General features: G+C 44.4%; 19 protein-coding genes, 1 tRNA gene and 1 pseudogene. 10 read left to right on the plus strand and 11 right to left on the minus strand.

Annotated elements, in window-relative coordinates:
* The first annotated feature begins 23 nt into the window (after window positions 1–23).
* Window positions 24–1,655, plus strand: coding sequence for a RagB/SusD family nutrient uptake outer membrane protein (locus K1Y79_RS13035; RefSeq protein ID WP_220250493.1), 1,632 nt, complete (start codon window positions 24–26; stop codon window positions 1,653–1,655).
* A gap of 186 nt (window positions 1,656–1,841) precedes the next feature.
* On the opposite strand, the gene K1Y79_RS13040 is transcribed toward K1Y79_RS13035, so the two are convergent.
* The 7 genes from K1Y79_RS13040 to K1Y79_RS13070 form a co-directional block, all read right to left on the minus strand.
* Complete coding sequence (locus K1Y79_RS13040; RefSeq protein ID WP_220250495.1) at window positions 1,842–3,302, minus strand: glycoside hydrolase family 30 protein; 1,461 nt, start codon at window positions 3,300–3,302, stop codon at window positions 1,842–1,844.
* Window positions 3,299–4,150 carry a glycoside hydrolase family 16 protein gene (locus K1Y79_RS13045; protein ID WP_220250497.1) on the minus strand — a complete coding sequence of 284 codons (852 nt, stop codon included), beginning with the start codon at window positions 4,148–4,150 and terminating at the stop codon, window positions 3,299–3,301. Before K1Y79_RS13045 ends, K1Y79_RS13040 begins: the two co-directional genes overlap by 4 nt.
* Window positions 4,151–4,292: 142 nt before the next feature.
* Entirely contained in the window at window positions 4,293–5,156 is an 864-nt protein-coding gene (locus K1Y79_RS13050; RefSeq protein ID WP_220250498.1) for a hypothetical protein, read from the minus strand.
* Window positions 5,157–5,195: 39 nt separating this feature from the next.
* Window positions 5,196–6,746, minus strand: coding sequence for a RagB/SusD family nutrient uptake outer membrane protein (locus K1Y79_RS13055; RefSeq protein WP_220250500.1), 1,551 nt, complete (start codon window positions 6,744–6,746; stop codon window positions 5,196–5,198).
* A 20-nt stretch (window positions 6,747–6,766) separates the two neighbouring features.
* Window positions 6,767–10,117 carry a TonB-dependent receptor gene (locus K1Y79_RS13060; protein ID WP_220250502.1) on the minus strand — a complete coding sequence of 1,117 codons (3,351 nt, stop codon included), beginning with the start codon at window positions 10,115–10,117 and terminating at the stop codon, window positions 6,767–6,769.
* Window positions 10,118–10,404: 287 nt separating this feature from the next.
* The gene (locus K1Y79_RS13065) at window positions 10,405–11,592 is read right to left on the minus strand and encodes a FecR domain-containing protein (protein ID WP_220250504.1); all 1,188 of its coding nucleotides are present in this window, start codon (window positions 11,590–11,592) and stop codon (window positions 10,405–10,407) included.
* An 81-nt stretch (window positions 11,593–11,673) separates the two neighbouring features.
* On the minus strand, window positions 11,674–12,255 hold the full coding sequence (locus tag K1Y79_RS13070) for an RNA polymerase sigma factor (RefSeq protein ID WP_220250505.1): 582 nt from the start codon (window positions 12,253–12,255) through the stop codon (window positions 11,674–11,676).
* Between the two features lie 263 nt (window positions 12,256–12,518).
* Here K1Y79_RS13070 and K1Y79_RS13075 point away from each other — a divergent pair.
* Window positions 12,519–12,592, plus strand: a tRNA-Asp gene (locus tag K1Y79_RS13075).
* Between the two features lie 84 nt (window positions 12,593–12,676).
* On the opposite strand, the gene K1Y79_RS13080 is transcribed toward K1Y79_RS13075, so the two are convergent.
* Window positions 12,677–13,261 (minus strand): PDDEXK nuclease domain-containing protein, encoded by a 585-nt coding sequence (locus K1Y79_RS13080; RefSeq protein ID WP_394370769.1) that lies wholly within the window; start codon window positions 13,259–13,261, stop codon window positions 12,677–12,679.
* A pseudogene (locus K1Y79_RS29540) lies at window positions 13,250–13,810 on the minus strand (DUF1016 N-terminal domain-containing protein); the annotation flags it as partial. The gene K1Y79_RS13080 and the pseudogene K1Y79_RS29540, both read right to left, overlap by 12 nt.
* Window positions 13,811–14,311: 501 nt before the next feature.
* Here K1Y79_RS29540 and K1Y79_RS13090 point away from each other — a divergent pair.
* Window positions 14,312–14,887: a Crp/Fnr family transcriptional regulator gene (locus tag K1Y79_RS13090; protein ID WP_220250509.1), complete on the plus strand. Its 576-nt coding sequence runs from the start codon at window positions 14,312–14,314 to the stop codon at window positions 14,885–14,887.
* Window positions 14,888–15,011: 124 nt separating this feature from the next.
* The gene (locus tag K1Y79_RS13095) at window positions 15,012–15,830 is read left to right on the plus strand and encodes a CPBP family intramembrane glutamic endopeptidase (protein WP_220250510.1); all 819 of its coding nucleotides are present in this window, start codon (window positions 15,012–15,014) and stop codon (window positions 15,828–15,830) included.
* A 288-nt stretch (window positions 15,831–16,118) separates the two neighbouring features.
* Here the strand turns inward: K1Y79_RS13095 and K1Y79_RS13100 are convergent, their stop codons facing one another.
* Entirely contained in the window at window positions 16,119–17,900 is a 1,782-nt protein-coding gene (locus K1Y79_RS13100) for a hypothetical protein (RefSeq protein WP_220250511.1), read from the minus strand.
* Between the two features lie 239 nt (window positions 17,901–18,139).
* On the opposite strand from K1Y79_RS13100, the gene K1Y79_RS13105 reads away from it, so the two are divergent.
* From K1Y79_RS13105 to K1Y79_RS13125, 6 genes are all read left to right on the plus strand, one after another.
* On the plus strand, window positions 18,140–19,111 hold the full coding sequence (locus K1Y79_RS13105) for an SAM-dependent methyltransferase (RefSeq protein WP_220250512.1): 972 nt from the start codon (window positions 18,140–18,142) through the stop codon (window positions 19,109–19,111).
* A gap of 50 nt (window positions 19,112–19,161) precedes the next feature.
* Window positions 19,162–19,284, plus strand: coding sequence for a hypothetical protein (locus K1Y79_RS29280; RefSeq protein ID WP_262903169.1), 123 nt, complete (start codon window positions 19,162–19,164; stop codon window positions 19,282–19,284).
* A gap of 379 nt (window positions 19,285–19,663) precedes the next feature.
* Window positions 19,664–20,944, plus strand: coding sequence for a TCR/Tet family MFS transporter (locus K1Y79_RS13110; protein ID WP_220250513.1), 1,281 nt, complete (start codon window positions 19,664–19,666; stop codon window positions 20,942–20,944).
* Between the two features lie 250 nt (window positions 20,945–21,194).
* Window positions 21,195–22,010 (plus strand): AraC family transcriptional regulator, encoded by an 816-nt coding sequence (locus K1Y79_RS13115; protein WP_220250514.1) that lies wholly within the window; start codon window positions 21,195–21,197, stop codon window positions 22,008–22,010.
* 64 nt (window positions 22,011–22,074) lie between these two features.
* Entirely contained in the window at window positions 22,075–22,539 is a 465-nt protein-coding gene (locus K1Y79_RS13120) for a VOC family protein (RefSeq protein ID WP_220250515.1), read from the plus strand.
* Between the two features lie 180 nt (window positions 22,540–22,719).
* Window positions 22,720–23,043 carry a hypothetical protein gene (locus tag K1Y79_RS13125; protein WP_220250516.1) on the plus strand — a complete coding sequence of 108 codons (324 nt, stop codon included), beginning with the start codon at window positions 22,720–22,722 and terminating at the stop codon, window positions 23,041–23,043.
* A 177-nt stretch (window positions 23,044–23,220) separates the two neighbouring features.
* Here the strand turns inward: K1Y79_RS13125 and K1Y79_RS13130 are convergent, their stop codons facing one another.
* Entirely contained in the window at window positions 23,221–23,628 is a 408-nt protein-coding gene (locus K1Y79_RS13130; RefSeq protein WP_220250517.1) for a DUF6157 family protein, read from the minus strand.
* Between the last annotated feature and the right edge of the window lies 1 nt (window position 23,629).

Here is a 23,629-nt window from a genome sequence, read left to right on the forward strand (position 1 = left end):
TTGTTGCCACTAAAATGAAAAAAATGAAACGCTACTATAAGAAAAGCATGTGGGCTATTGCAGCAGTTGTGTTGCTGGGTGCCAGTGCATGTACAAAGAACTTTGAAGTATACAACCAGGATAATACCGGTATCAATCCGGACGACCTGAAAGGAGATTATAATGACCTGGGCGCGTTGATGACTGCTCAGCGCTCTATTATTAACTTTTCCGGTGGAGGAGATCCAAACTCTTATCAGTTACAACAGAATCTGAATGCTGATTGCTATTCAGGCTACTTTATGTCCCCTACCCCATTCAATGGCGGACAGAACAACCTTTCCTACTCGCTGATGAATGGCTGGAACGGAGAGCCATTCAAAGTAGGTATGCTTAACATCATGGGTTCTGTAAACAGGTTACGCAATACCAATGTGAATGAGGAGTTCCCGGCAGTATGGGCAGTGGCGCAGATTGTGAAAGTAACAGGTATCAGCCGGGTTACAGACATATATGGCCCGATACCTTACAGCAAGGTAGGTACAAGCAAGACCTCTATTGCTTACGACAGCCAGGAAGATATTTACAAGAGCTTCTTCCTTGAGCTGGATACAGCCACTGCTAATCTGCGTAATCAGATCAATGGTGTTACACCTGCGTTGCCATTTGCTTTTTCGAGATTTGACCTGGTATACGATGGTGACTTTACCAGATGGTTACAGTATGCTAACAGTTTACGTCTGCGTTTAGCAATGCACATTGTAAAAGCAGCGCCTGAACTTGCGAAAGAGCAGGCTGAAAAAGCGCTTGATCCGGCTAACGGAGGCGTTATTACTACCAATGATGGTGCAATGAGAGTGAAGGTATCAGGTTCAGGCTTCAGCAATCCGCTGGTGTTCATTGCTACCAACTGGGCTGACATTCGTATCGGCGCTTCAATAGTTAGCTATATGAACGGTTACCAGGATCCTCGTATGAGCAGGTACTTCGACAGATCTACAGACACTACTTTCCCGGTACGTTACCAGGGTATCCGTATTGGTTCTGTAGGTGGCAGCGTTACTAAAAACGACTATGTTACTTATTCTAACCTGAATGTAAGCGGTGCTACGCCATCATTTACCCTGACCACACCGGTACAGATCATGACAGCAGCAGAAGTATACTTCCTGAGAGCTGAAGCAGCATTACGCGGATGGGCGAATGCCGGCGGTAGTGTGCAGACATTGTACGAGCAGGGCATTAACGTTTCCATGCAACAGTGGGGTGTAAATGCAGGTACTTACATTACTGATAATACACGCGTACCAGAAGCATTCACAGATCCTAAAAACAGTGCAAACAATGCACCTTCACCATCTGCTGTAACCGTAAGATGGGACGATGCAGCAACACAGGCCGTGAAGATGGAACGTATCATTACCCAGAAATGGATTGCTATGTTCCCTGAAGGCCAGGAAGCATGGACAGAATACCGCCGTACCGGTTATCCTAAACTGTTCCCTGTAGTAAATAACTTCAGTGGAGGAGTGATCAGCAGTACTACACAGATCAGACGTTTGCCATTTACGCAGAATGAGTATCAGACGAATGCCGCAGAAGTACAACAGGCAATAACCCTGCTGAAAGGTCCGGATAACGGTGCTACAAGACTGTGGTGGGATGTAGCTGAATAATTCAACTAGATATATAACGCTTGGACGTTAGGATTGTCAACAATTGTGAACAAGTCTGGTATTAACGGGAACCGTCAGATGAAATGAAGAATGACCGGCTGGACTAAAGAGTGAAGAATCAGAAGCCAACTCAATTCAATTTGAGTTGGCTTCTTTGTTTGAGATTGAATATAGTATGTCATGATCTTACCAGATATAAGTTGCAACAGCCCCATTGGTAAGAGAGGTAGTTACTTGTTTGCCACCAGCCTGGATGTTAAACGTTTGTGGCGTAGCAGCGCTGTTAACAACGATGAGCACAGTTTTACCATCAGGCGTCTTAAAGGCGACATTATCGAGTTCACTCGTTACGTTGGAAGCTATTCTTACAGCGCCCGGGCGGACAAATTTGGAGGCATGTCCGATGATGTAGTATGCCACATTGCGTATTACGCCTGAACCGATGGTGAGTGCACCCAGACAGGTAGTACAGCCGCCTTCTGTATGCGGACCATAACTCGGGTCAGAGGCCAGGTTCCATTCCAATACATTCCGGCTCCAGTTCCGGGTAGCGCCTACAATCAGTGTGCTGACATGCCATTTCAGGTCATTGGCGAAATTGCCGGGACCACCTACCCATTGCTCAGTGAAATAGATATTCTTTTCAGGATAAGCATCATGCAATTGTGTCAGTGCATTGATGTTGCCGCCATACAAATGAAAAGCGGAACCATCCACATAAGGATATGCCGCAGGATCACCCAGGATAGCTGCAGGGTATTCCGGCTTATCAGCATTATGATCATATACAATGATCTTGGTGGTTAATCCAGCAGCTTTGAAAGCAGGCCCGAGGTGATTCTTGACGAAGTCAGCCTGTTCATCAGCCTGCATCACCATACTTGGATTATTACCGCCGTGCAGTGGTTCGTTTTGAGGAGTGATAGCATCTATGGTAATACCTTCAGCTTTCATTGCCTGAATATACTTTACAAAGTATTTGGCATAGGCAGCATAGTATTCGGGTTTCAGGCTACCGCCTTTTGAAGCATTGTTAGTCTTCATCCAGGAGGGCGCAGACCATGGAGAACCCAATATCTTGATATCAGGCGAGAGCGCTATTACTTTCTTCAGGATGGGCAGCAGATCCTTTCGTTCTTTCTCGATGCTGAACTTTGTCATATCCACATCTGTCTCTCCGGCACCAAGATCATTGTAAGTGTAAGGTGCAACACTCAGATCAGAAGCGCCGATACTGACACGCAGGTAACTGACACCAAGATGTGTACTATCTGTCAGGAAGAGTTCTTTCAGTAATGCATCCTGTGCCTCGGCAGACAATGAATTGATGAGCATAGCACTACCATCTGTCAGGCAGTAGCCGAATCCGTCAATTGACTGATAAGATTGGGAAGCGTCTACTTTGATGGTAGGATTGACATTCACCGTATCCTTGAACAGCAGACTTACGTTCTGGCGTTGAAGCAATGCGGATTTATCACCCTTTGTGAGCCACATAGTCACATCAGTAGTATCTGCGCCAGTGGGAGGATTAACAGGAGGAGTAACCGGGTCTTCATTGCCATTGCTCTTACATGCAGCAAACGCGACCACACCTGAGAGCAGTAAAGCAATCAGACTGATTCTTGTTTTATACTGTAGTATCATTTTTCAATCATTTTATATACACGGACATAATCTACATCCATGGTAACGGGATAAATAGAATCGTCCATTCCTTGTGCACCGCCCCAATCGCCACCTACAGCGATATTCATCAGCAGATGGAATTTCTTATCGAAAGGCCATACAGTATAACCTTTGCCTTCGTTTGCAAACTGGAAAATGAGCTGATCATCAATATAACCACGGAGTGCATAGGGCGTCCAGTCCATACGATATACATGGTAGGCCGTCGTTGCGTTGGATACTTTCTTGGTAGCGCTCTTCTGCGTATTTATTTTGAAGTAGTAAGCCTCTGTGTGCGCCGTAATATGCACAACATCCGGATCATAACCTACATGCTCCATAATGTCTATCTCACCAGATTTAGGCCAGCCGCCATACGCCCATTCTGTAGGCAGCATCCAGAGTGCGGGCCAGGTACCTTTACCAGCAGGCAGTTTCGCCTTGATCTCAAAACGTCCGTACAAAAAGTCCCCTTTACCTCTGCTCACCATTCTGGCGGAGGTATAGTTACGGTTTTCCTTTACTTCCTTTCTTGCCGTGATAGTCAGCTTACCATCTGCCACGGAGGCATTCTTAATATCATTGGTATAGTATTGCAATTCATTATTGCCCCATCCGCTACCGCCAAGATCATAGTCCCACTTTGCAGTGTCAGGCAAGCCTGTATAGTCAAACTCGTCTGCCCATACCGGTGTTGATTCAAATTTCCATCCTTTATCCACAGGACCCTGTGGGGCCACGGTATCAGGCGTACTTCCACCACCTTCACCTTTCCCGGAACAGGACAGGAAAGTAAGCAGTAAAGGCAGGTATATCAGTTGTTTCATAATCATGCGGATTAGAATAGTTAAAGATCAGGAATCAGGAACTAGTCAGTTATTATCCTGATAGAGCATTAGAAGCTGTGACAGGCATTTGGTGCAGCTTAATTTAACGCTTAATTGGCAATTCCTGATTCCTGATTGGGTATTAGATTTCTTCCAGGAACTTTATGTCATCAAGCACAATACCACCGTCGCCCAGCGACCCACTGGAGCTACCAGCTTTTATCACTATGTAGATATCTCCGGACTGGCTGAATGACATCACACCTTTCTTGCCAGTGCCGGCACCATCACAACCGATGAATGCGAGATCGCCGGAGAAAGGCACTTTACCACAGCCGGCCCAGGTATTCAAAGAAACAAATTTATTACCGCCATAGTCGCTGCCTTGCGTAGGTACAGCTTTGTCTATGTAAACTTCAAACCAGGAATTGTTTGCGCCTTTACCACTTACTTTTCCAGAGAAAACGTAAGACTTTCCTTGTTTTACAGCTACCTTCTGATAGATAGCTCCATTGGAGTTGGCATTACCGGTATTATTAAAATGCATAGCACCGTTTTCAATCCTGATATCTGTCTGTGTGCCGCTGGTATTGAGTACAGTCCAGTGTTGTTCACTACCAGCGCCCAGATCTCCACCTTTAAGGATATCCTGTGTTTTGGCAGTCTGCGCAATGGTTACTTTTTGCACAGCTTTGGCATAACCGCCACTGGTAAATACGGTGAACTGTATAGTATACTCACCCGCCTCAAAGTAGCTGAGCGTATCGGTTTCGCGGGTGCTGGTGTTGCCATTGTCGTCTTTGTATTCAAAGATAAATCCACCTGGTGTTGTACTGGATACAACAATCTTGTTGGCGTTACCTGCCAGTGGCTCAGCGGTGAAGCTGGCAACAGGTAAAGGTGCAAGGTCTTTATCGGAAGATTCAGGTGTACAGGATGCCATAGCGCCGGCCACGAGGGTGGCCAGTGCTATTGTGCGAATATTATTACTATAATGGAAATTCATTGTGTGCTGTTTGTTAAGTCGTGAATGCTGTTATTCCCTCTATTTGGTACCGCCCCATTCTTTGCTCTGCTCGATCTTGGTATTTTCCATCTCTAATAATGGAATCGGCAGGATCTCATGTTTGCCGGCAGTAAAGCCACGGTTACCTAAAGCAGCTACTGCTCTACCGGTACGTACCAGGTCAAACCAGCGGTGACCTTCGCCTGCCAGCTCAACACGCCTTTCTCTGAAGATATTATCATCTGTTGCAGTAACAGGTGTAAGTCCCACACGGGCACGTACAGCATTCAGTAAAGCATAGGCACGGGTACCGGCACCACCGCCCTGACCAGCTTTCAGCAGCGCTTCTGCTTCCATCAGGTAAGTGTCAGCCAGACGGATTTCATACATGTTCTGCGGGTAGTTGAGTTCCTTATTACCCGGACCATCAGTTTCGTCTGTAGTTTTAGCAGCGAATTTGTACAGGAAATAGCCGGTGTCATCATAGCCTTTGGAGTAATCAGCAATACCGTTAGCCTTCAGGCTGTCCATGTTGAGCACGGTTGATTTATACCGAGGGTCAAAGTGAATGGCATCAAACAGGCTCTTGGTAACTACCAGGAAGCTCCAGCCGGAGGCCATATCAGGCGCGCCTGGTTTCAGTTTATTATATCCTCTCGGACCCACCATGATATTGAGTACGTTACCTTCTGTACAGGAGATACAATCCCAGTTACCGCCGGAGAAAGAGCTATAAGCTATTTCAAAAATTGATTCAGAATTGAATTTGTTGCTGTAGAAGTTCCAGAGGTCTTCATAACGCTCCAGGAGTTTATAACCGTATTTAGCGCTGGTTTGTCCTGGAGTAGCACCATTTACTTCAGCAAATTCTGTTGCAGCTTCCGCCCATCTTTCCTGGTAGAGGTATACTTTACCCAGTAATGCATGCGCAGCTCCTCTGGTAGCACGGCCACCTTCTCCTTTCGCTGGTACCTGGTCAGGGAAGCTAGGTTCAGCAATAGCAGCTTTCAGATCTTCTATAATCAGGTTATATACTTCTGCCGGCGGTGCCTGTACCACATCATACATTTCTGATGTAGAAACAGCCTGTGTCAGCAAAGGGATGTTCTTAAACATACGCACCAGGTCAAAATAGAAGTAGGCACGGAGGAATCTGCTTTCTGCTTCAAAACGTTTCTTCAGGTTTTCATCCATAGGAATACCTGGCAGTTTACCCAGCAGGGTGTTAGCACGGAATATACCCGCATAACCTTTTCTCCACAGTTCTTCCTGAGGGCCCTGTGCAGGGGAAAGGGTGTATTTTGAGAATACCTGGTAAGCAGATACGTCATTGGGGCCACCGCCACCTGCCAGATGATCATCAGAGCCGGCATTCATAGCGCCTATTTTCGTAACGTAGTTACCACCTTGCCAGCCTACCACGTCATAGATGGCTATGAGGCCGTTGAATGCTTCTGTTGCATTACGGTAATAGTTGGTTTCAAGGTCAGTACCCTTCGGTTTAACTTCAAGGAAACTATCGCTGCAACCGCTGGCTAATTGTAAACCCAGGGTCATTGCGATGATATATGGAATTTGTCTTGTTTTCATTTGTAATCAGCTTTAGATAATTAGAAAGTTGCATTAACACCTACCATGAAAGAGCGGGCCTGAGGATAGATACCTCTATCGATGCTAAACACGCCGCCACCGATCTCAGGATCGTAGCCGGTATATTTAGTCAGCGTCAGCAGGTTCTCACTTACCAGGTACACACGGAATCTTTCGATATGCGCTTTCTTTACAAGTGAAGAAGGCAGGGAATATCCGATCTGCAGCGTTTTAATTCTGCAATAGCTGCCATCTTCCAGATAGAAGTCTGAAGGGTTTGTGAAGTTCTTGTTATTGTCTTCCAGCGATAAACGTGGATAATCATTTGAAGTACCTGCTCCTGTCCAGCGGCCCAGTGCTTTCGTTTGCCAGTTGGCAGCCGGAATATCCAGACGGCGTAATCCCTGGAATATCTTGTTACCTGCAGCGCCCTGTACAAACAGTACTACATCAAAGCCTTTGTAGCCGGAATTGAGGGTAAAACCATATGTTAAGGTAGGAGTAGGATTACCCAGGAAAGTACGGTCTCCTTCATCAGTAATCTGACCGTCGCCATTTACATCTACCCAGCGGAAATCACCTGCAACAGCGCCTGGCTGGAGTTTCTTACCTTCTTTATTTACATAAGCATCCACATCCTGCTGCGTTTGGAAGATACCATTAGTCTTGAAGCCATAGAAGGAGCTGAATGGTTGTCCGATAGCAGTACGGGTAATAGGATAACTGGTAGACTGGATAGTTTGTCCACCGGATAAGTATGCCACGCCCTGACCCAGATTAGTAACCTTGTTTTTCAGGTAGGACACATTACCATTTACAGAGAAGTCTACTTCACCGAACTTCTTACGGAAGCCCAGTTCCAGTTCCACACCTGTATTTTCCATATCAGCAACGTTAGCCGCAGGATTGGAGATAGCGCCTACATATAATGGGATACGTGGGTACTGGAGGATATCTTTTGTTGCTTTTCTGAACCAGTCAAAAGACACGGTAATATTTCTTAGTACGGTTGCTTCAAAGCCGATGTTGGTCTGGCTGGTAGATTCCCATTTCAGGTCCGGGTTGGATGGTGCATTAGGACTATAACCAATCAGGTAGGTATCTTCATTACCAAAGCTGTAGTTACGGCCGCCGCCGATAGTAGCCAGGTAGGCGAAGTCACCGATGTTATCGTTACCAACTACGCCATAACCACCACGCAGTTTCAGGAAGTTTACCACATCGTTATCTGCCCAGAAACCTTCACGGGAGGCCACCCATCCCAGGGAGAAGGAAGGGAATACGCCGTACTTATTGTTTGATCCGAAGCGGGAAGAACCGTCACGGCGGATGATTGCCTCTGCCAGGTATTTCTCATCATATGCATAGTTCACACGTGCAAAGAGAGAAGAAATCCTGTGATCAGGGTTTTCGCTACCACCGGCATTCCGCTGGTTCTGAGCTACGTTATAGTTCAGGGATGCATCTTTAAAGTTATCCACCGGCAGGTCGAAGTAAGTAACATTCAGTGCACGCGTACGGTTGTCAAGGTATGCACCTTGTCCGGCTAACAACGTAATGTTATGCTTGTTGAACTCCCTGTTGTAGGATACGGTATTCTCCAGGTTCCAGTTGTAGCCAGAGTTAGAGCCACGGTTAAAGGAGGTACGGGAAAATATGGTAGATGGGTTCAGGTAAGCGATCGGAGTAAATGACTCGCTACCCCAGAAGGAGATTTTTGAACCCAGGGTAGAACGCAGTTTCAGTCCTTTGATCGGCGATACTTCGAGGTAGGCGTTACCTACGATATTATGAGACCAGCCGTAGTTGCCCAGGCGGGTTTTGATATAAGCAAGCGGGTTGATGATCTCCTGTGCTACAGCCTGGGAGATACCATAGTAATTACCATTGGCATCTTTAGGCGTAGTGGCGTTATAACCGGCTGCTACAGCAGGGTCAGTAATAACTACCGGTGTGATCGGATCCAGGTTGATAGCAGAAGCAAGTGGTCCGCCAAATTCGCTGTTGGTATTACCCAGACCGATTGACTTATCGTATGCATAACCTACGTTCTGACCGAATGTTACCCATTGGGACAGTTTATGTGTAGAGTTGAGGCGGAAGTTTACGCGCTCATATTTGGAGATATCAGTTGCTACGATACCATCCTGTTTCAGGTATCCAAAAGAGGAATAGAAAGTAGATCTGTCATTACCACCGCTTACGCTGATCTCGTGGTTCTGGCGTTTAGCGCTGTTATTGAAGATCTGTTCCTGCCAATCGGTACCCACGCCATAAGAGCGAGGGTCTGCATATGGCAGCGGGTCGCCTATAGCTGCAGCAGCTTCGTTTCTAAGTGTAGCATACTCGGTAGCATTAAGCAGCTTCAGTTTACGTGCAGGAGCAGAGGTACCATAATAACCGTTGTAATTAACGCTCAGTTTACCTGCTTTACCTTTTTTGGTGGTAACGAGAATTACACCGGCAGCAGCACGGGCACCATAGATAGCCTGAGAGGCGGCATCTTTCAGTACTTCGATAGACTCGATGTCATACTGATTCAGATAACCGATACCGCCATTATCCACAACAACACCATCTACTACCCACAGCGGATCATTGTTGTTGAAGGTAGTAAGACCTCTCACACGTACAGCAGAGCCAGCGCCTGGCTGACCAGAGCTGGTAGCAATTGTAACGCCTGAGGTTCTACCCTGCAGCGCACTTTCCACGCGGGTGATAGGCTGGTTTTCCAGGTCAGCTGCTTTAACAGAAGAGATAGCGCCTGTTACAACACTTTTCTTCTGTACACCATAACCTACTACGACAGTTTCGGTCAGCGCGGTTTCAGAGCCTTTCAGTCTGACAGTCAGATTACCATTACCCACAGGCTGGGAATAAGGTGCGAACCCGAGTGCACTGAATACCAGGGTAGCTGCGGGTGGCGCTTTCAGCGTGAATTTACCGGATGCATCGGTAGCAGTACCTGCAGTTCCGTCTTTTACACGTACACTGACGCCTGGTACAGGCTCGCCATTATCATCCATTACGCGGCCGGTAACAGTGATGGTAGTATCTGCGGTTACTTTCCGGCGTACGGGTATACTTTTTACAATAATTCGCGCGCCATCTATGGCATAGTCGAAAGGCTGATTTTCCAGACAGATGTCCAGTACCTCTTCAACCGAAGCATTTTTCACATCAATAGTAACAGGGAGCGCCGCAGCCAGCAGTGTTTCGTCATATACGATAGATATTCCTGCCTGACGAGCAACCTGCCGGAGTATCTTTTTCAGAGGGACCTTCTTCTCCGATAGAGATATTTGCTGAGATACTCCTTTTGCGCTGATCTGCAGACAGGCCACTAGCAACAAAAAGGTGGTCAGTTTCATAACGGGAACAATTTTGGTTGATAGGAACCTCCGGGCACGGAAAGTCCTACCACTAAAGTTTAAATACATACTTTTGTAGTGTTTGGGAATTTAGAAGATCAATTGTTAATAACGTGACGTGGTTTTCAGGATGTCCCGACAAATTCACCGGAAGTGTTGCAAGCGCTTCCGGTTTTTTATGGAGACATGCTGTTCCTTTACTTTCTTTCGGTTACTTCCATAACGTAATGCGTTTTACTTAATGAATACCCTGGCTGTTTTTACGTGGATTTTGTACAGCACAGGCTTTATTTCCCCGATGTAACCGTTAGTTTTCGCCCCGACAGTAAGAATGTAGGTCCATTTGCTTCCAGCATATGCAGAATATCAGATAATGGTAAGCTCCGGCTTATACGCCCCCCAAAGAGCCTTTCATTTCCTATCTGGTTGTAACTAACGTCTATATCATACCACCTGGACAACTGGCGTAATATGTCAGCCAGGCTGGCATTATCAAACTCGAAAAAACCTGTTTTCCAGGCAATTACCTGATCCACATCTGCAGGTTTTACAACCATATTCCCTGTAACAGGGTCTAATATGGCCTGCTGACCGGGCCTCAGGCGTTGTTCCCGCTCCCCGTAATTCACATTGACCATTCCTTCAATCAGTGTTGTATTGATGCTTTTTTCATCGGCATAGGCCATGACATCGAAGCGGGTACCCAGTACCTGCACTTCCATATTATTGACTTTTACGAAAAATGGCTGGCGGGCATTGGGGGTAATCTCAAAGTATACCTGACCTTGAATCTCCACCTCTCTGCGACTGCCATTAAATGCGGTAGGGTATCTCATACTGGAAGCAGCATTCAGCCATACGTGGCTGCCGTCCGGCAGAATGATATTAAATTGTCCGCCACGGGGTACGGTAAGTGTATTATATACAACACCGTCACTATTCCCCTGTACAGCATATTGCAATTGCCCGTTTTTCTGATGTACTGTGGTCTGGCCCTGACTGATTACCTGGTTACCAGCACTATCCAGCGTGACCACATCTCCATTTGCCAGCGTCAGAATAGCCTTATTAGTACCTGGCGCAATATCTCCGGTATCAACCAGCGAAATGTTATCTGAGGTAATTGTCTTGCGGGGATAGACCGCATCCATATACCAGTAAGCAGCACTCCCGGCTAAGAGTAATACAGCAGCTGCTGCTATCCACCGAAGACGGTTCCGTTGAGGGAACTGTACCACCTTCTCACGGGAAATCTCCTGCAGTAACCTTGTTTCTATCCTGTCACTCACTTCAGAAGGTATCTCATGGCGCTCACTCATCGTCTTTTCAAACTCCTGTTGCATAGCAGCAAGCAGGGAGCGGTGCGCCCCTGACGACTGCAGCCAGGCGTACAGTTCTTCCATTTCGGCCCTTGTACATTGACCATCAAGGTATTTCTGTAATAGTTTTTCGTGGTGGTCCGTGGATAACGACATAAATTATAGCACCTTTTCCGTGGGTACCTGTATATATTATCCGGAAATAAGGAAAGAGGGTACCCCTGTCCTTAAAAAAAGTCAAAATATTTTTCTGAGGAGGTAAACGGCGAACAGAATATCGCCATGGCGGTGTACATAATCGTATATAAAACGCATACTAAGTACCATATGTTTCTTAACAGCATTCCTCGATATGCCGAGTAAAAAGGCTGCTTCGTCATAACTTTTCCCTTCCTGGCGGCATAACCGGAATACATTCAGCCGCTGTGCCGGCATCCTGACCAGCGCCTCATGAAATAACCGGTCATACTCCTTAGCTCTGACCTGGTGCTCTGGTTGGGCATGAGAGATATCATCCAGCTGGCTTAATAACTGGTCCCTGAGCTTTTTATCAGTAGCCAGCTTTTCTATAGTCTTAATAACATGATTACGGGCTATACGGTACAGGTAGCCTGAAAAGGACAATTCGGGGTTAATACGGTCTCTGATCTCCCATACTTTCAGGAATACATCATGAACCAGATCCTCTGCCAAAGAAGGGATCCTGCAAAAACGCAGCAGATAAACGTAGAGCGAGGCATGGTAGTGCCGGTAAACTATCGTGAACGCAGACTCATCTCCCTGCTTCATTCTTAGCAACACTTCCTCCTCGGATGGCATACGATCCATATCAAATAGAACATTATTAGTAGGACAACCCCCTAAGAGCTGTAAAACTAAAGAAAAGTAAGAAATGTACAAATTGGGAGAAAAACGGCAGATACCAGCGCTGGAAGCGTACTCTGTACACCTGCTAACTGCCCCGATTTATCTTGTTTGGCGCTAATTTCTTAGAGTTGTAAATATTTCTGCATAATTTATTTGCACAATTGAAATAATTAATCATATATTTGCACCCCCGACGAACGGGAACACACAGTGTTGGATCAGTAGTTCAGTTGGTTAGAATGCCGCCCTGTCACGGCGGAGGTCGCGGGTTCGAGTCCCGTCTGGTCCGCAACTAAGTAAAAGTGGGTATAATCAAGCAGAAGCGCTTAATTATACCCACTTTTTTTATAGTGGTACTTTGCCAGGTATTAGACTAACCCAATCTCCTTCGCTCTTCTTCTATTATCTGTGCCAGTTCATCTTCACTAGGCAGATTAATAAGATACTTAGATACAAAAACTTGCTGTGGCAAACCGGAGGTTGCATACCTAACCAAATTCTCGTTCTTACTTGCACATAGTATGATGCCTACCGGCGGATTATCCCCTTCATGCATTTCATTCTCTTTGTAATAGTTCAGATAAACATTCATTTGGCCGGCATCTGCGTGTGTAAATTCGCCAATTTTTAAATCTAAAAGTACATGACACTTTAATATACGATGATAAAATACCAGATCTATACGATAATGTGTATTATCAAAAGTTATACGTCTTTGTCTGGCTTCAAAACAAAATCCCCGACCCAATTCCAAAAGAAAAGTTTGCAGATGAGTAATGATCCCATGTTCAAGGTCCGATTCAGTATATATATCTTTTTCTTCCAAACCTAAAAATTCAAGCATGTAAGCGTTGCGAAATATATTCTCAGCTTTTAAATCCGCTTGTTTGACATCACTATTTAATACAGCATGTTTATTAGTACTTAATCCTGTCCTCTCATACAGCATACTGTTCATTGCCCGTTGCAAATCGCGTACACTCCAGCTATTCCTAATTATTTCCACTTCATAAAATTCACGTTTTAACGTAGTATCCAATTTAAGCAGTTCAATGAAATGAGAAAAGCTAAGTCTTTCTAATAACAGATTTGAGGACGATCTATTTTCTATTCCTGATGCTTCAGATTGAGTTGCTATCGACTTTGCGGACAATAAGCGTAAAATCTTAACACCATGTGAATCAGACAAATACTATTTTGCGGACGGTGTCCGCAAAATGTCGGCATATGCCTTATAAAAGTCTTTACAAATGTAGAGGTGCCTTTCCCTGAGAGAAGTAATACCTCTATTTTTCAGATTTGCAGCAATCTCTTTATAAAGTCTTTGACCATAGACCGCCCTATCATTTCCCTGTTGTTCGTACTCAACTATATAAAAGCCTATTATCCAATTACGCAATGTTAAAGCAGTATTTACCTGCTTTTGTACTTTATTGAGGAAATATTGATTAGTCTCTTTAATACTGTTAACAAGTGTTTCAATATTAATTTCTGTGGCATTTCTCATACTGGAATTAACATCTTATGGTTAACTTATTGGTTTGCTAAAATAAACCAATTTCAGATTCATTGGATCAAAATATCCTGCATAACAAACTCAATATCACTTAGATAAACGTAGAATAGGTACTAATGTTTTCTCTCTCACTTTACAGGAAAATGAAACGTTTTCTTTAATAAAGGTCAGCATCTGAGATAAAACACTGTCAAGCTGGTTCAAAAGTTGTTCCCGTCTGGTCCGCAGGAAAAAAGCTTTCAGACATAATCTGAAGGCTTTTTTTATACACATAATTACTGACTGCAGACGGTCGGCTGTATACCGGCAGATCAAATCATCCCCAATAAAACCAGAAGACTTCCACCTCCCCCACCACAATAACATTCCCTGACTCATTTACTGGAATTTAAATTTATACGTAAGTTGCATCACCTGAATGGAACACCTATATCGAGAACTTACCAATCCTTGTATTAAAACAAGTGAAAACATTATCATCACTTATCGATCATGAACAACCTGGCAGCCATCTTTAAAGCAACTTTTGACGCTTACCTGGACGTACCTTTGCATGTGTGGGAGACATTTGCACAACACGGCGAAGCGATACAAACCAGGAAAAATGAGATAATCAAAAAGCATGGGGAAAGAGAACGGTACTTTTACTTTATCCTGAAAGGATCAGGCGGTATTATGCTCTACCAGAACAACAATTATCTGTGCATAGACCTTTGCTATGATGGCGACTTCTTTGGTGACTATCTTTCTTTTGTGAGCAACCGGGAAACAGACCTGGAAGTGATCTGCTTCGAGCCCTGCACACTCTTCAGAATAGACCGGGATAACTTCAGAGAACTGGCAAAAACACCCATTGGCAGCGTCATCTGTCAGACGGCCTCAGACAACCTGTTTATCCAGAAACAAATGCAGCAGTTAAACCTGCTGTCCAAAACGGCCGAACAACGATATATTGAGATGCTGGAACAACAACCAGATATTATACAGCGGACGCCTAATAAATATATCGCATCCTACCTGGGTATCACCCCGGAAAGCTTTAGCCGGATAAGAAGAAAAATCATGTAGCTGCCTTTTCTTACCCTAGGATAAGTTTTGAAGACCATATACCAGATACTTTTGTACGGAATATATTCACCCTATTAAACGGGGATGTGCGCTAACCATTTCCTGCTGAGCAGGAATATTAACCATGCAGAACTCCGTACAAATTAACTGGAATACGATGTTCTATAAACTGTCCATTACCCGTCGGCTGTTAAAAATACGGCGCATACATCAGGAACACAAATTGGCCGCAGGACTCCAGATAGGGCTGCCAATTGCACTTGCGGTACTCTATACAGCATTGATCTTCCTGGCCATTACCTATGTTAAAGCATCCTTGCCATTCCATGTGCTGGGCAATGCGTATGCAGATTTTCAGATAAACTACCAGGTCCTCCTGTTAGGCATCACTTCTTTATCATTGATAACCAGCTACTTTTTAAATAAAGAGCGCTTTACACAGGTATTCAGAGTAGGACACCTTGCTGCCCCCTCAGCAGCAATGAAACTGTTCGGCATCAAAGCTGGAGACAGCTGGGTGAAAACAGGCCTCTCATTAACAGTTATCATCAGCATAGTTACCGGCGTATTTATGTATTTCCAGTTAAAGCATGCCAGTGTTGACTGGAAACAATTGCAAGGCGGTATATTCTGGATAATATTATTTTCACTAACCAATTCATTCTCAGAGGAGATGATTTACAGAGTGGGTATTGTCTCGCCGTTAACAAATCTTCTTTCACCAATGACCATTTATATTATATCTGGAATAGTCTTCGGACTTCCTCATATAGCGGGAATGCCTAGCGGCATTATCGGAGCAACAATGGCTGGGGTTTTAGGACTGGTACTGGCCAAGTCATTGTACGAAACACAAGGAATATTCTGGGCCTGGATAATACATTTTATACAGGATGTGATCATCATCGGTTCACTCTACCTGCTATCCGGCACTGCACATTAATCAACATAAACGGATTAACTATTTCTATTTCAATGCATAATAGAAAGAGGCTGCACTAAATATGCAGCCTCTTTCCGTTATGCCAGGATGACAGTATACAATCATACTTACTTGGCCGTCGCTTGGCCGTCGCTAGTTCGTCGCTAGTACTACCCTTGTTCGTCCCTTAGCTTGGTGACTAACTGGCAGAAGATATTAGTTACATTGATTGATCTGCCATTGACTATCAGTATAGATAATTGAAATACAATAAGATAAATCACTTCCGGTAATAATCAGACCGTTTTATCATTTCACAGAAATCTTACCGGCAGCAATCCTGGTTTTACCAAATGCCCTATCGGACCGTCCGACCAGGTACAGATCATTACCAATTACTACTCCCTTACCAGGCATTGCGGTAGGTATATCCCTGTTGTTGAAAAGCACCTTACGAGTTATCTTACCCGTTACATCGTCTACACTAACAAGGAAGCACTCAGACCTGCCAAATGCTCTTACGCTTTTGAACTTTTGTCCGGCGGCAGTGATATCCATATTCTTCGGATTGTCATTGAGAACGATACTCAGGTTATGCCCGGAATGCAGAGCGCCAAAGCCGGAGTAATATGGATAGTTCAGGAGTGAGAAGTAACTGGTAGTCAAACTAAGACCGGTTCCCCTGCCGGAACTTGAACCAGCTGCATAATGTTCCGTTTGAGACTTAGGCAGGACATGCATCCAATCTATGTTACCTGAAGCGGCTATTTTACACATCAGCAAATCGTCTGACTGAAAGACCTGGTAAGTAGTGGTTTTCATTGTGCCTGGTGCCCCATTTACCCCGGGCGAGTAATAGGAGGTAGTATAAATATAAGAATGGAAGGCTTCAGCAAGAATCATCAGGCCACCATCTGAAGTATAGAAGATATTGCGGAACTTCATATACCTGGAAAAGCCCTCTGCCTCTTCCTTGCTTTCCTTTGTTCCTTCCTTTGCTGCTTTTCCATTCTTTTCTGTTTTGGCCTTACCACCTTTACGGGCTACCTTGTCACCTTTGTCTTGTTTATCATCCTCTTTATCATCGTCATCTTCATTATTCCCATCAGATAACATCGCAGCATTGATTGCTTTATCATTCGTAGAAATGACTTTACCGGTGTTAATATCTATACGCTGTACCAGTAATCCATCTACCCTGCGCGCTTTCTTTTCATTACTGTAGAAAGCAGCAAGCACCAGATCCTCATTTTTCTCCTGTAAGACTTTTGTGCTGCTTAACCACCGGCCATTAACAGAAGTGTTAATCTCTGTCTGCTGCTTACCTGTGGCATCATACACACGGATATTGTAGTGGCTAAAATCAAGAAATTTATCCTTCTTTTTTTTACCTTCTTCGTACTCATATACACGGCCAACCAGCACCACTTTATTGTTGACGGTATATAAGACGTCTTCTAACTCATACTTTTTAGCCTCAAACTCGTTGGAGATAACGATAGGCTTAGAGGCTTTCAGTTTGCTATCGAACTCCTGTATCTTGTACTCGTTCCTTTCTTTTCCCTGGATGCTACTTACAAGCATCATTTTTGTACTGTCCGCATTGTAAGCAAGTTTGAATCTTACTTTATCATTTTTCCGCTCTTGCTGGAATGATGCGATTTGTTTCCATCTGACAGATAATTCTCCGGTAGCCTTATCTACTTTCGCAGCAAACAGCTCAAGCATTTTATCACCTTTGTGGTAGGCAGAGGCGATGATAAACAGGTCGCCTGCGCAGGGGAAGAACTGTTCAAACTCTTTACCACGGAGGTCTTTATTATAGCTGTGCCGGTATATTTCTGACAGATTAGCATTCATCTTCACCAGCGTTCCTGACGAGCGGAAGCTGGCACCAAAGACGTAGTAGGATTTCATGGCCAGGTGCTCTTCTTGCAGATAAATACCCGATTTGTCACTATCAATAACTTTTAGATCGATAGATCCTTTTTTAAGTTTGAAGTCCTGCCCCCACTTCACGCTGGATTTACGTTGAGCCATACCGGGGAGGGCAATGAAAAAAGCTAACAGGTAGAGATAAAAAGATTTCATGTGTATAGGTTAAATAATTAAACAGGCGCAATTATATAGTATTTTATGTTAAGATATTATAGGAATTTCACAACGCTACTAGTACGCAAGCACCAGCACACTTTCAACAGGATATTTCCGGATGGAAAGCGGACCGGCATCAGCCAGTTACAGCAACCATGTGCATAAACTATTAATACTTACTGTGAATAACCTGTATAAATTGGCTACTTTGGTAGTAGAAAATCCTGCTCATACTTATGACAAAAGAAGCACTCAGACAGCATTTGCAGCAATACAGCACAGATATACTCGCACCGGAGGACTTCCATGACCGGCTTGCGCCTGCTGTTATGGGGTATGCAGATCTGTTATCCGGACATTTTGCAATGGATGAAGCTGATGCAAGAACACATATTAAAACAGCGCACGGAAACGCTATAGGAACGTTCTGGGCAGCCAGGTGCATGCGGGAAGTATTCAGAACGCAACGTTTCTCGAGAGGCCTTCACCAGGCAGTGTCCGCTATTAAGAAACGTACGAACCGTACGGTGCATGTCTTATATGCAGGTACAGGTCCGTTTGCTGCATTAGCCCTTCCCGTTATAATGGCCTGTAAACCTGAGGAGGTTCAGTTTACCTTTCTTGAAATTAATGCACAAAGCATAGATCTGCTGAAACAGGTAATTGACGTGCTGGACGTTCATGCATATGTAAGAGATATCTATCAATGTGATGCGGCCACCTGGGAGGTACCGTCAACAACCATAGATATTGTGATCAGTGAAACGATGGATAAAGCACTGAAAGCAGAACCACAGGTAGCTATCATGCTGAACCTGGCGAGTCAGTTGCCGGAGGAAACGATATTTTTACCAGAGGAAATTATGGTATCGCTTGCAAGGTGGGATAGAAGTAAGAAAGCGCCTACGCCGGTAGCGGAATTAATGCGTTTTAACAAGTCGATGATGCGTCAGATTATTGATCGCTCATCACACAAAGACTGGGTGTTTGAAGATCAACAGGTAACAGTAGATCTGTCTGCGGATGAGCAGCTTTATTTCACCACAGAAGTACATGTAAATGCTGGTAATAGTTTATTATTGAATGACAGTTCGCTTAACTTACCTGAGCGGGTACGGATTCCGCTAATAGCTGGAATCATGCACCTGAATTGCCGGTATAGTGTTAAAGGAACTACGGGATTCAAGATCACCAGGATTGATGGATAACAGGTACAAATAGGCGATTCCTTTTACTGATAAGAAAGCCATAAATAAGAATGGCTGAGGAGAAAGCAGGCATCACTTATGCTGTATATTATACCAACAAACAATCAACACCTTCGACAGGGTTTCCTGCCAATGGCTCAATAGATCCTTACATACCTGAAGACAGTCAGTAGGCGAATATCTCCTATAATATTTCTTTGCGTTAACGGCCAGCAATGAATCATATCGTTGGTTATTCTTTAAAACGCTACGGTAGCGACGTTCCCTAGGCTTTAATGGAGTTTTTGAATATAGGTTTGCCGGGGAAGAGTTTGGAAATAACTGGCGGCATCAACTTGCCATGACGCAAATAACCCTTCAATTTGGCTGGTCTGCCTCCCCTGAAACTAAACATTTCTCATTAAGTTTGCATTACCGGGAACCATAACATCAGGAGCAACAACTATCTTTCATCGAGTATTCCCCGGAAACTATGTCAATGGTATCAGCGTGAAAGAGCGGTCTGTGTGATAGCAAAGCTCAATTCGATACGTTTCAATTTCAATTACACATATGCAAACAACCAAGAAGTCTGCCATTGGCTTTATTTTCGTTACCCTGCTTATCGATGTGATGGGATGGGGATTGATCATTCCTGTGATGGCTGATCTGATTGCCCAACTTAAAGGCATTCCTGTCAATCAGGCCAGCACTTACGGTGCGCTGCTGCTGTCTGTATTTGCGATGACACAGTTCATATTTGCTCCTGTAATAGGCAATCTCAGTGATCAGTACGGGCGCCGTCCTGTACTATTGTTTTCCTTACTGGGCTTTGGGATAGACTATATCATACTTGCGCTTGCGCCTACATATGGCTGGCTGTTTGTCGGTCGTGTCATTGCCGGCGTCACCGGCGCTAGTTTCACAACAGCGACAGCATACATTGCTGACGTGAGTGAAGACGAGACAGCCAGGGCTAAAAACTTCGGGATGATCGGTGCTGCCTTTGGTTTAGGCTTCGTACTGGGGCCTGCTCTTGGTGCATTACTGGCTACATGGGGTATCAGGGCACCCTTTTATGCTGCCGCAGCCCTATGTTTGCTGAACTGCCTTTACGGCTTCTTCCTGCTGCCAGAATCTCTGAAGAAGGAAAACCGTCGCCCTTTTGAGTGGGCGCGCGCCAATCCTATGGGGTCATTGAAGTTCCTGACCAGGCATCCGGAAATCGGCGGACTGGCAGTGGCCTTCTTCCTGATCTACCTGGGAGCGCAATCAGTGCAGGGCAACTGGAACTTTTTCACCATTTATCGCTTCCAGTGGTCTGAGAAGATGGTAGGCATCTCTCTGGCAATAGTGGGCGTACTGGTGGGGGCAGTTCAGGCTGGTCTGACCAGGGTAGTGATTCCTAAGATTGGTAATGAAAAGAGTATCTACTTGGGATTATCACTATATACGCTGGGTCTTGTGTTGTTTGCCTTTGCAACAGAGAGCTGGATGATGTTTGCTTTCCTGATTCCTTATTGCCTCGGGGGTATCTGCGGACCTTCTTTGCAGTCAGTCATATCAGGTCATGTTCCTCCTAATCAACAGGGAGAACTACAGGGTGCGCTGACCAGCCTGATGAGTCTTACTACTATCATCGGTCCGCTTATTATGAACGGCACCTTCTCTTATTTTACAACAGATAAGGCTCCCTTTCACTTTCCGGGCATTCACTTCCTCATTGGAGCGGTATGTATGTTAGCAAGTGTAATCATTACGAATAAGGTTTTATCGAGAGAGAAAAAGGTGAATCCTATGTTAAGAAATGTGATTGCCGGCGCAGGAGATTATAAAGATGCACCTATGCATTGATAAAGGATAACGCTACTGATAAAGGAGGATGGAACAATTATTCCATCCTTTCTTGTTTATATTGATTCTTATAATGAAGTCTTCTGCCTATATAGTAATTATCCACTAATCCGCCGTCAAGGTTTACGTATCCCTTTTGCAAGGAATGACTTTTCATAAATTATCTTTACTTTGGAAAGGCCATAGATAAGCTGTTGTCTTTCTATTAGCCGTTCCTGATCAAAAGTTACTTTTACACAAATATGAATCATTGGAACCATTCACCCATATACGTCGCCTTTACACCCCTATTCAACCGACCATCAGGCAATCGGCTGACCATGTCACCTACCAGGAATTTCTTCCTCATATCAGTTTGCAGCCTTTTATATACTGCTATTGGCAATTAAAAACCATAGCCCCTCTCTCCGCTCAGTTTAACTACCGGGTGGTAGCAGATGGCTGTATTGATATCTTCTTTGAGCTTGATAACCCGAAAGAGAATTATATCATGGGCTTCTGTAAGAAGTATACCGAGTTTATGTTAGAGAATAACTTCAATTATGTGGGCGTGCGGTTTCTGCCTACTATGTTTCCCCAGTTGTTTAAAGTGGATGCAGCGACACTCAGTAACCGATTTGAACATCTCGGTACAGTATTACCACAAACTTCTGCGTTCATTACAGCGCATTTGGATAGTACTTTACTACCTGCGGATATTGCTGCCATATTTGACAAGTATTTTATACAGATTGTCGCTCAGGCTGAGATAGATGATGATCCCAGGTTATACGAGGCTATTGCGTTGATTCTTCAACATTGTGGCGTAGTCGATATTGAAAAGGATCTGAATACTGGTATCAGTACACGGCAACTACGGAGGTTGTTTGAATTTTATATTGGTGATACACCGAAGACATTCAGTAAAGTGGTACGCTTCCAACATATATTAAAGGCAAAGCCTTCCGCCCAAAGCCTCCGGCAGAACAAACTGTTTTTTGACAGTGGATATTATGATCAGGCGCATTTCATCAAGGAGTTCAGGAATCTGTATGGTGTTACGCCTTCTAAAGCGTTCGGGAGATAATGTCCGATTTTTACAATGTATCCAGCAACTGATTGCCGAATTTTACAGTAGTAAATCGGATATTATGAAACACATACTCACATTATTCACTGCCCTGTTACTGACATCAGGCATATACGCACAAAAAACCAATAAAATGAAACATAGTATGAAACTGAATGCAGGCATTATCACCAGCAAAATAGCTGAAAGCAAAGCCTTTTATACAGAAGTACTGGGCTTTGGAGTAACCTTTGAAAATGAGTTTTATCTGTTGCTCCATACACCGGACAAAAGTACTGAACTCAGTTTCCTGTTGCCAGATCATCCTTCACAACAGCCGCTGTTTCATAAGGCTTTCCCAGGACAAGGTATGTACCTCACTATTGAAGTAGACGATGTTGATAGCATCTATGAAGCTATCAGGAAGAAGAATATTCCGATTCAGATAGAGATTCGGAATGAGCCATGGGGAGACAGGCATTTTGCAATCCAGGATCCCAATGGTGTTGGTATAGATATCGTGCACTACCAGAATACTGAAAAATAACAATGGGGCTACGGCCCCTTTTTTCTTGCCTATTGAGAAGCATTGTTTGCCGCAACCTCATTCTCGATAGTAGTTGCGGCAAACGAAATGGGAGATAATGGACTGTATGTAGTTAATATGGACAACAAGGCTGTTTTACGGCATTTTGTTACACCAGACCAGTGCATGAAAACATTTGTTATGACCTACAATGTTTATGAGGCACTTGCCAACCGGGTAGTTATTAATACCGCCTACATAGACCCGGATACCCGGACCCAGTTTGCGGAGGTATATTTCACCAAGGAGGGCGGCAAAAGCATAGATACTATTTATTTGAGTAATGAGCATGACGGCGTGCATATTGGTAATAGCTTCTTTCACCCGGATGACCCTAAAAAGAGCCATCTGCCCAAGGGCCTTGGAGCCGGAGGGGTAAACGGAGGTTTGTTTATTTCTGCGAATAATATTCCATTCAACAGTATAATATACCTGCCGGACAAACAACGATTAACATTCCAATAAGCCGATTGCCACGGGGTGTATAATTTATGCTGGTGGAAATAAGTCCGGGAGGCGAAATAAAGAAGTTCAAGTTTATTAAATTATAAGTGCTCACTGTTCAACCCCATACCGGCAACAACAGGAAGCTGCTCTTCCAGGGGCCGCCTCTATCTATTGCAAAAAAAGCTATATTACTGCTCAGGCCTTTTTAGAGCGCATGGCCTTTACCTGTTTCAAACCTTTGTCCTTTGTAAACTGCTGATATTCGTCTGATTCAACTGCATAGATAGCCATCATCCCGTCGCCATCAAAATGCGCCCCCCAGCCGTAACGTTTGGTTAGCGGAGAAGAACGAAAACACGCTTGTCCCTTGGAGAAAAACTTCTCTCTCTCCAATTCAAACTCTTTACTCTTCAGCTGACGCTTTGCTGCGTGTACATGGAAAAGAACATCGTCAGAGGTAAACTCATATGGGTTATCGATTAACAGTTCAAACTCGATGTTGGCAATGGTTTTCTCTCCTCTGACCGGGGGTATTTCCGCTTTGGTAACGGGGCAGTCATCAGCCACTTCAATAAAGGTATTATAGTAATTGGTGGTCTTCATT

Source organism: Chitinophaga rhizophila, from assembly GCF_019492185.1.
Classification (GTDB): domain Bacteria; phylum Bacteroidota; class Bacteroidia; order Chitinophagales; family Chitinophagaceae; genus Chitinophaga; species Chitinophaga rhizophila.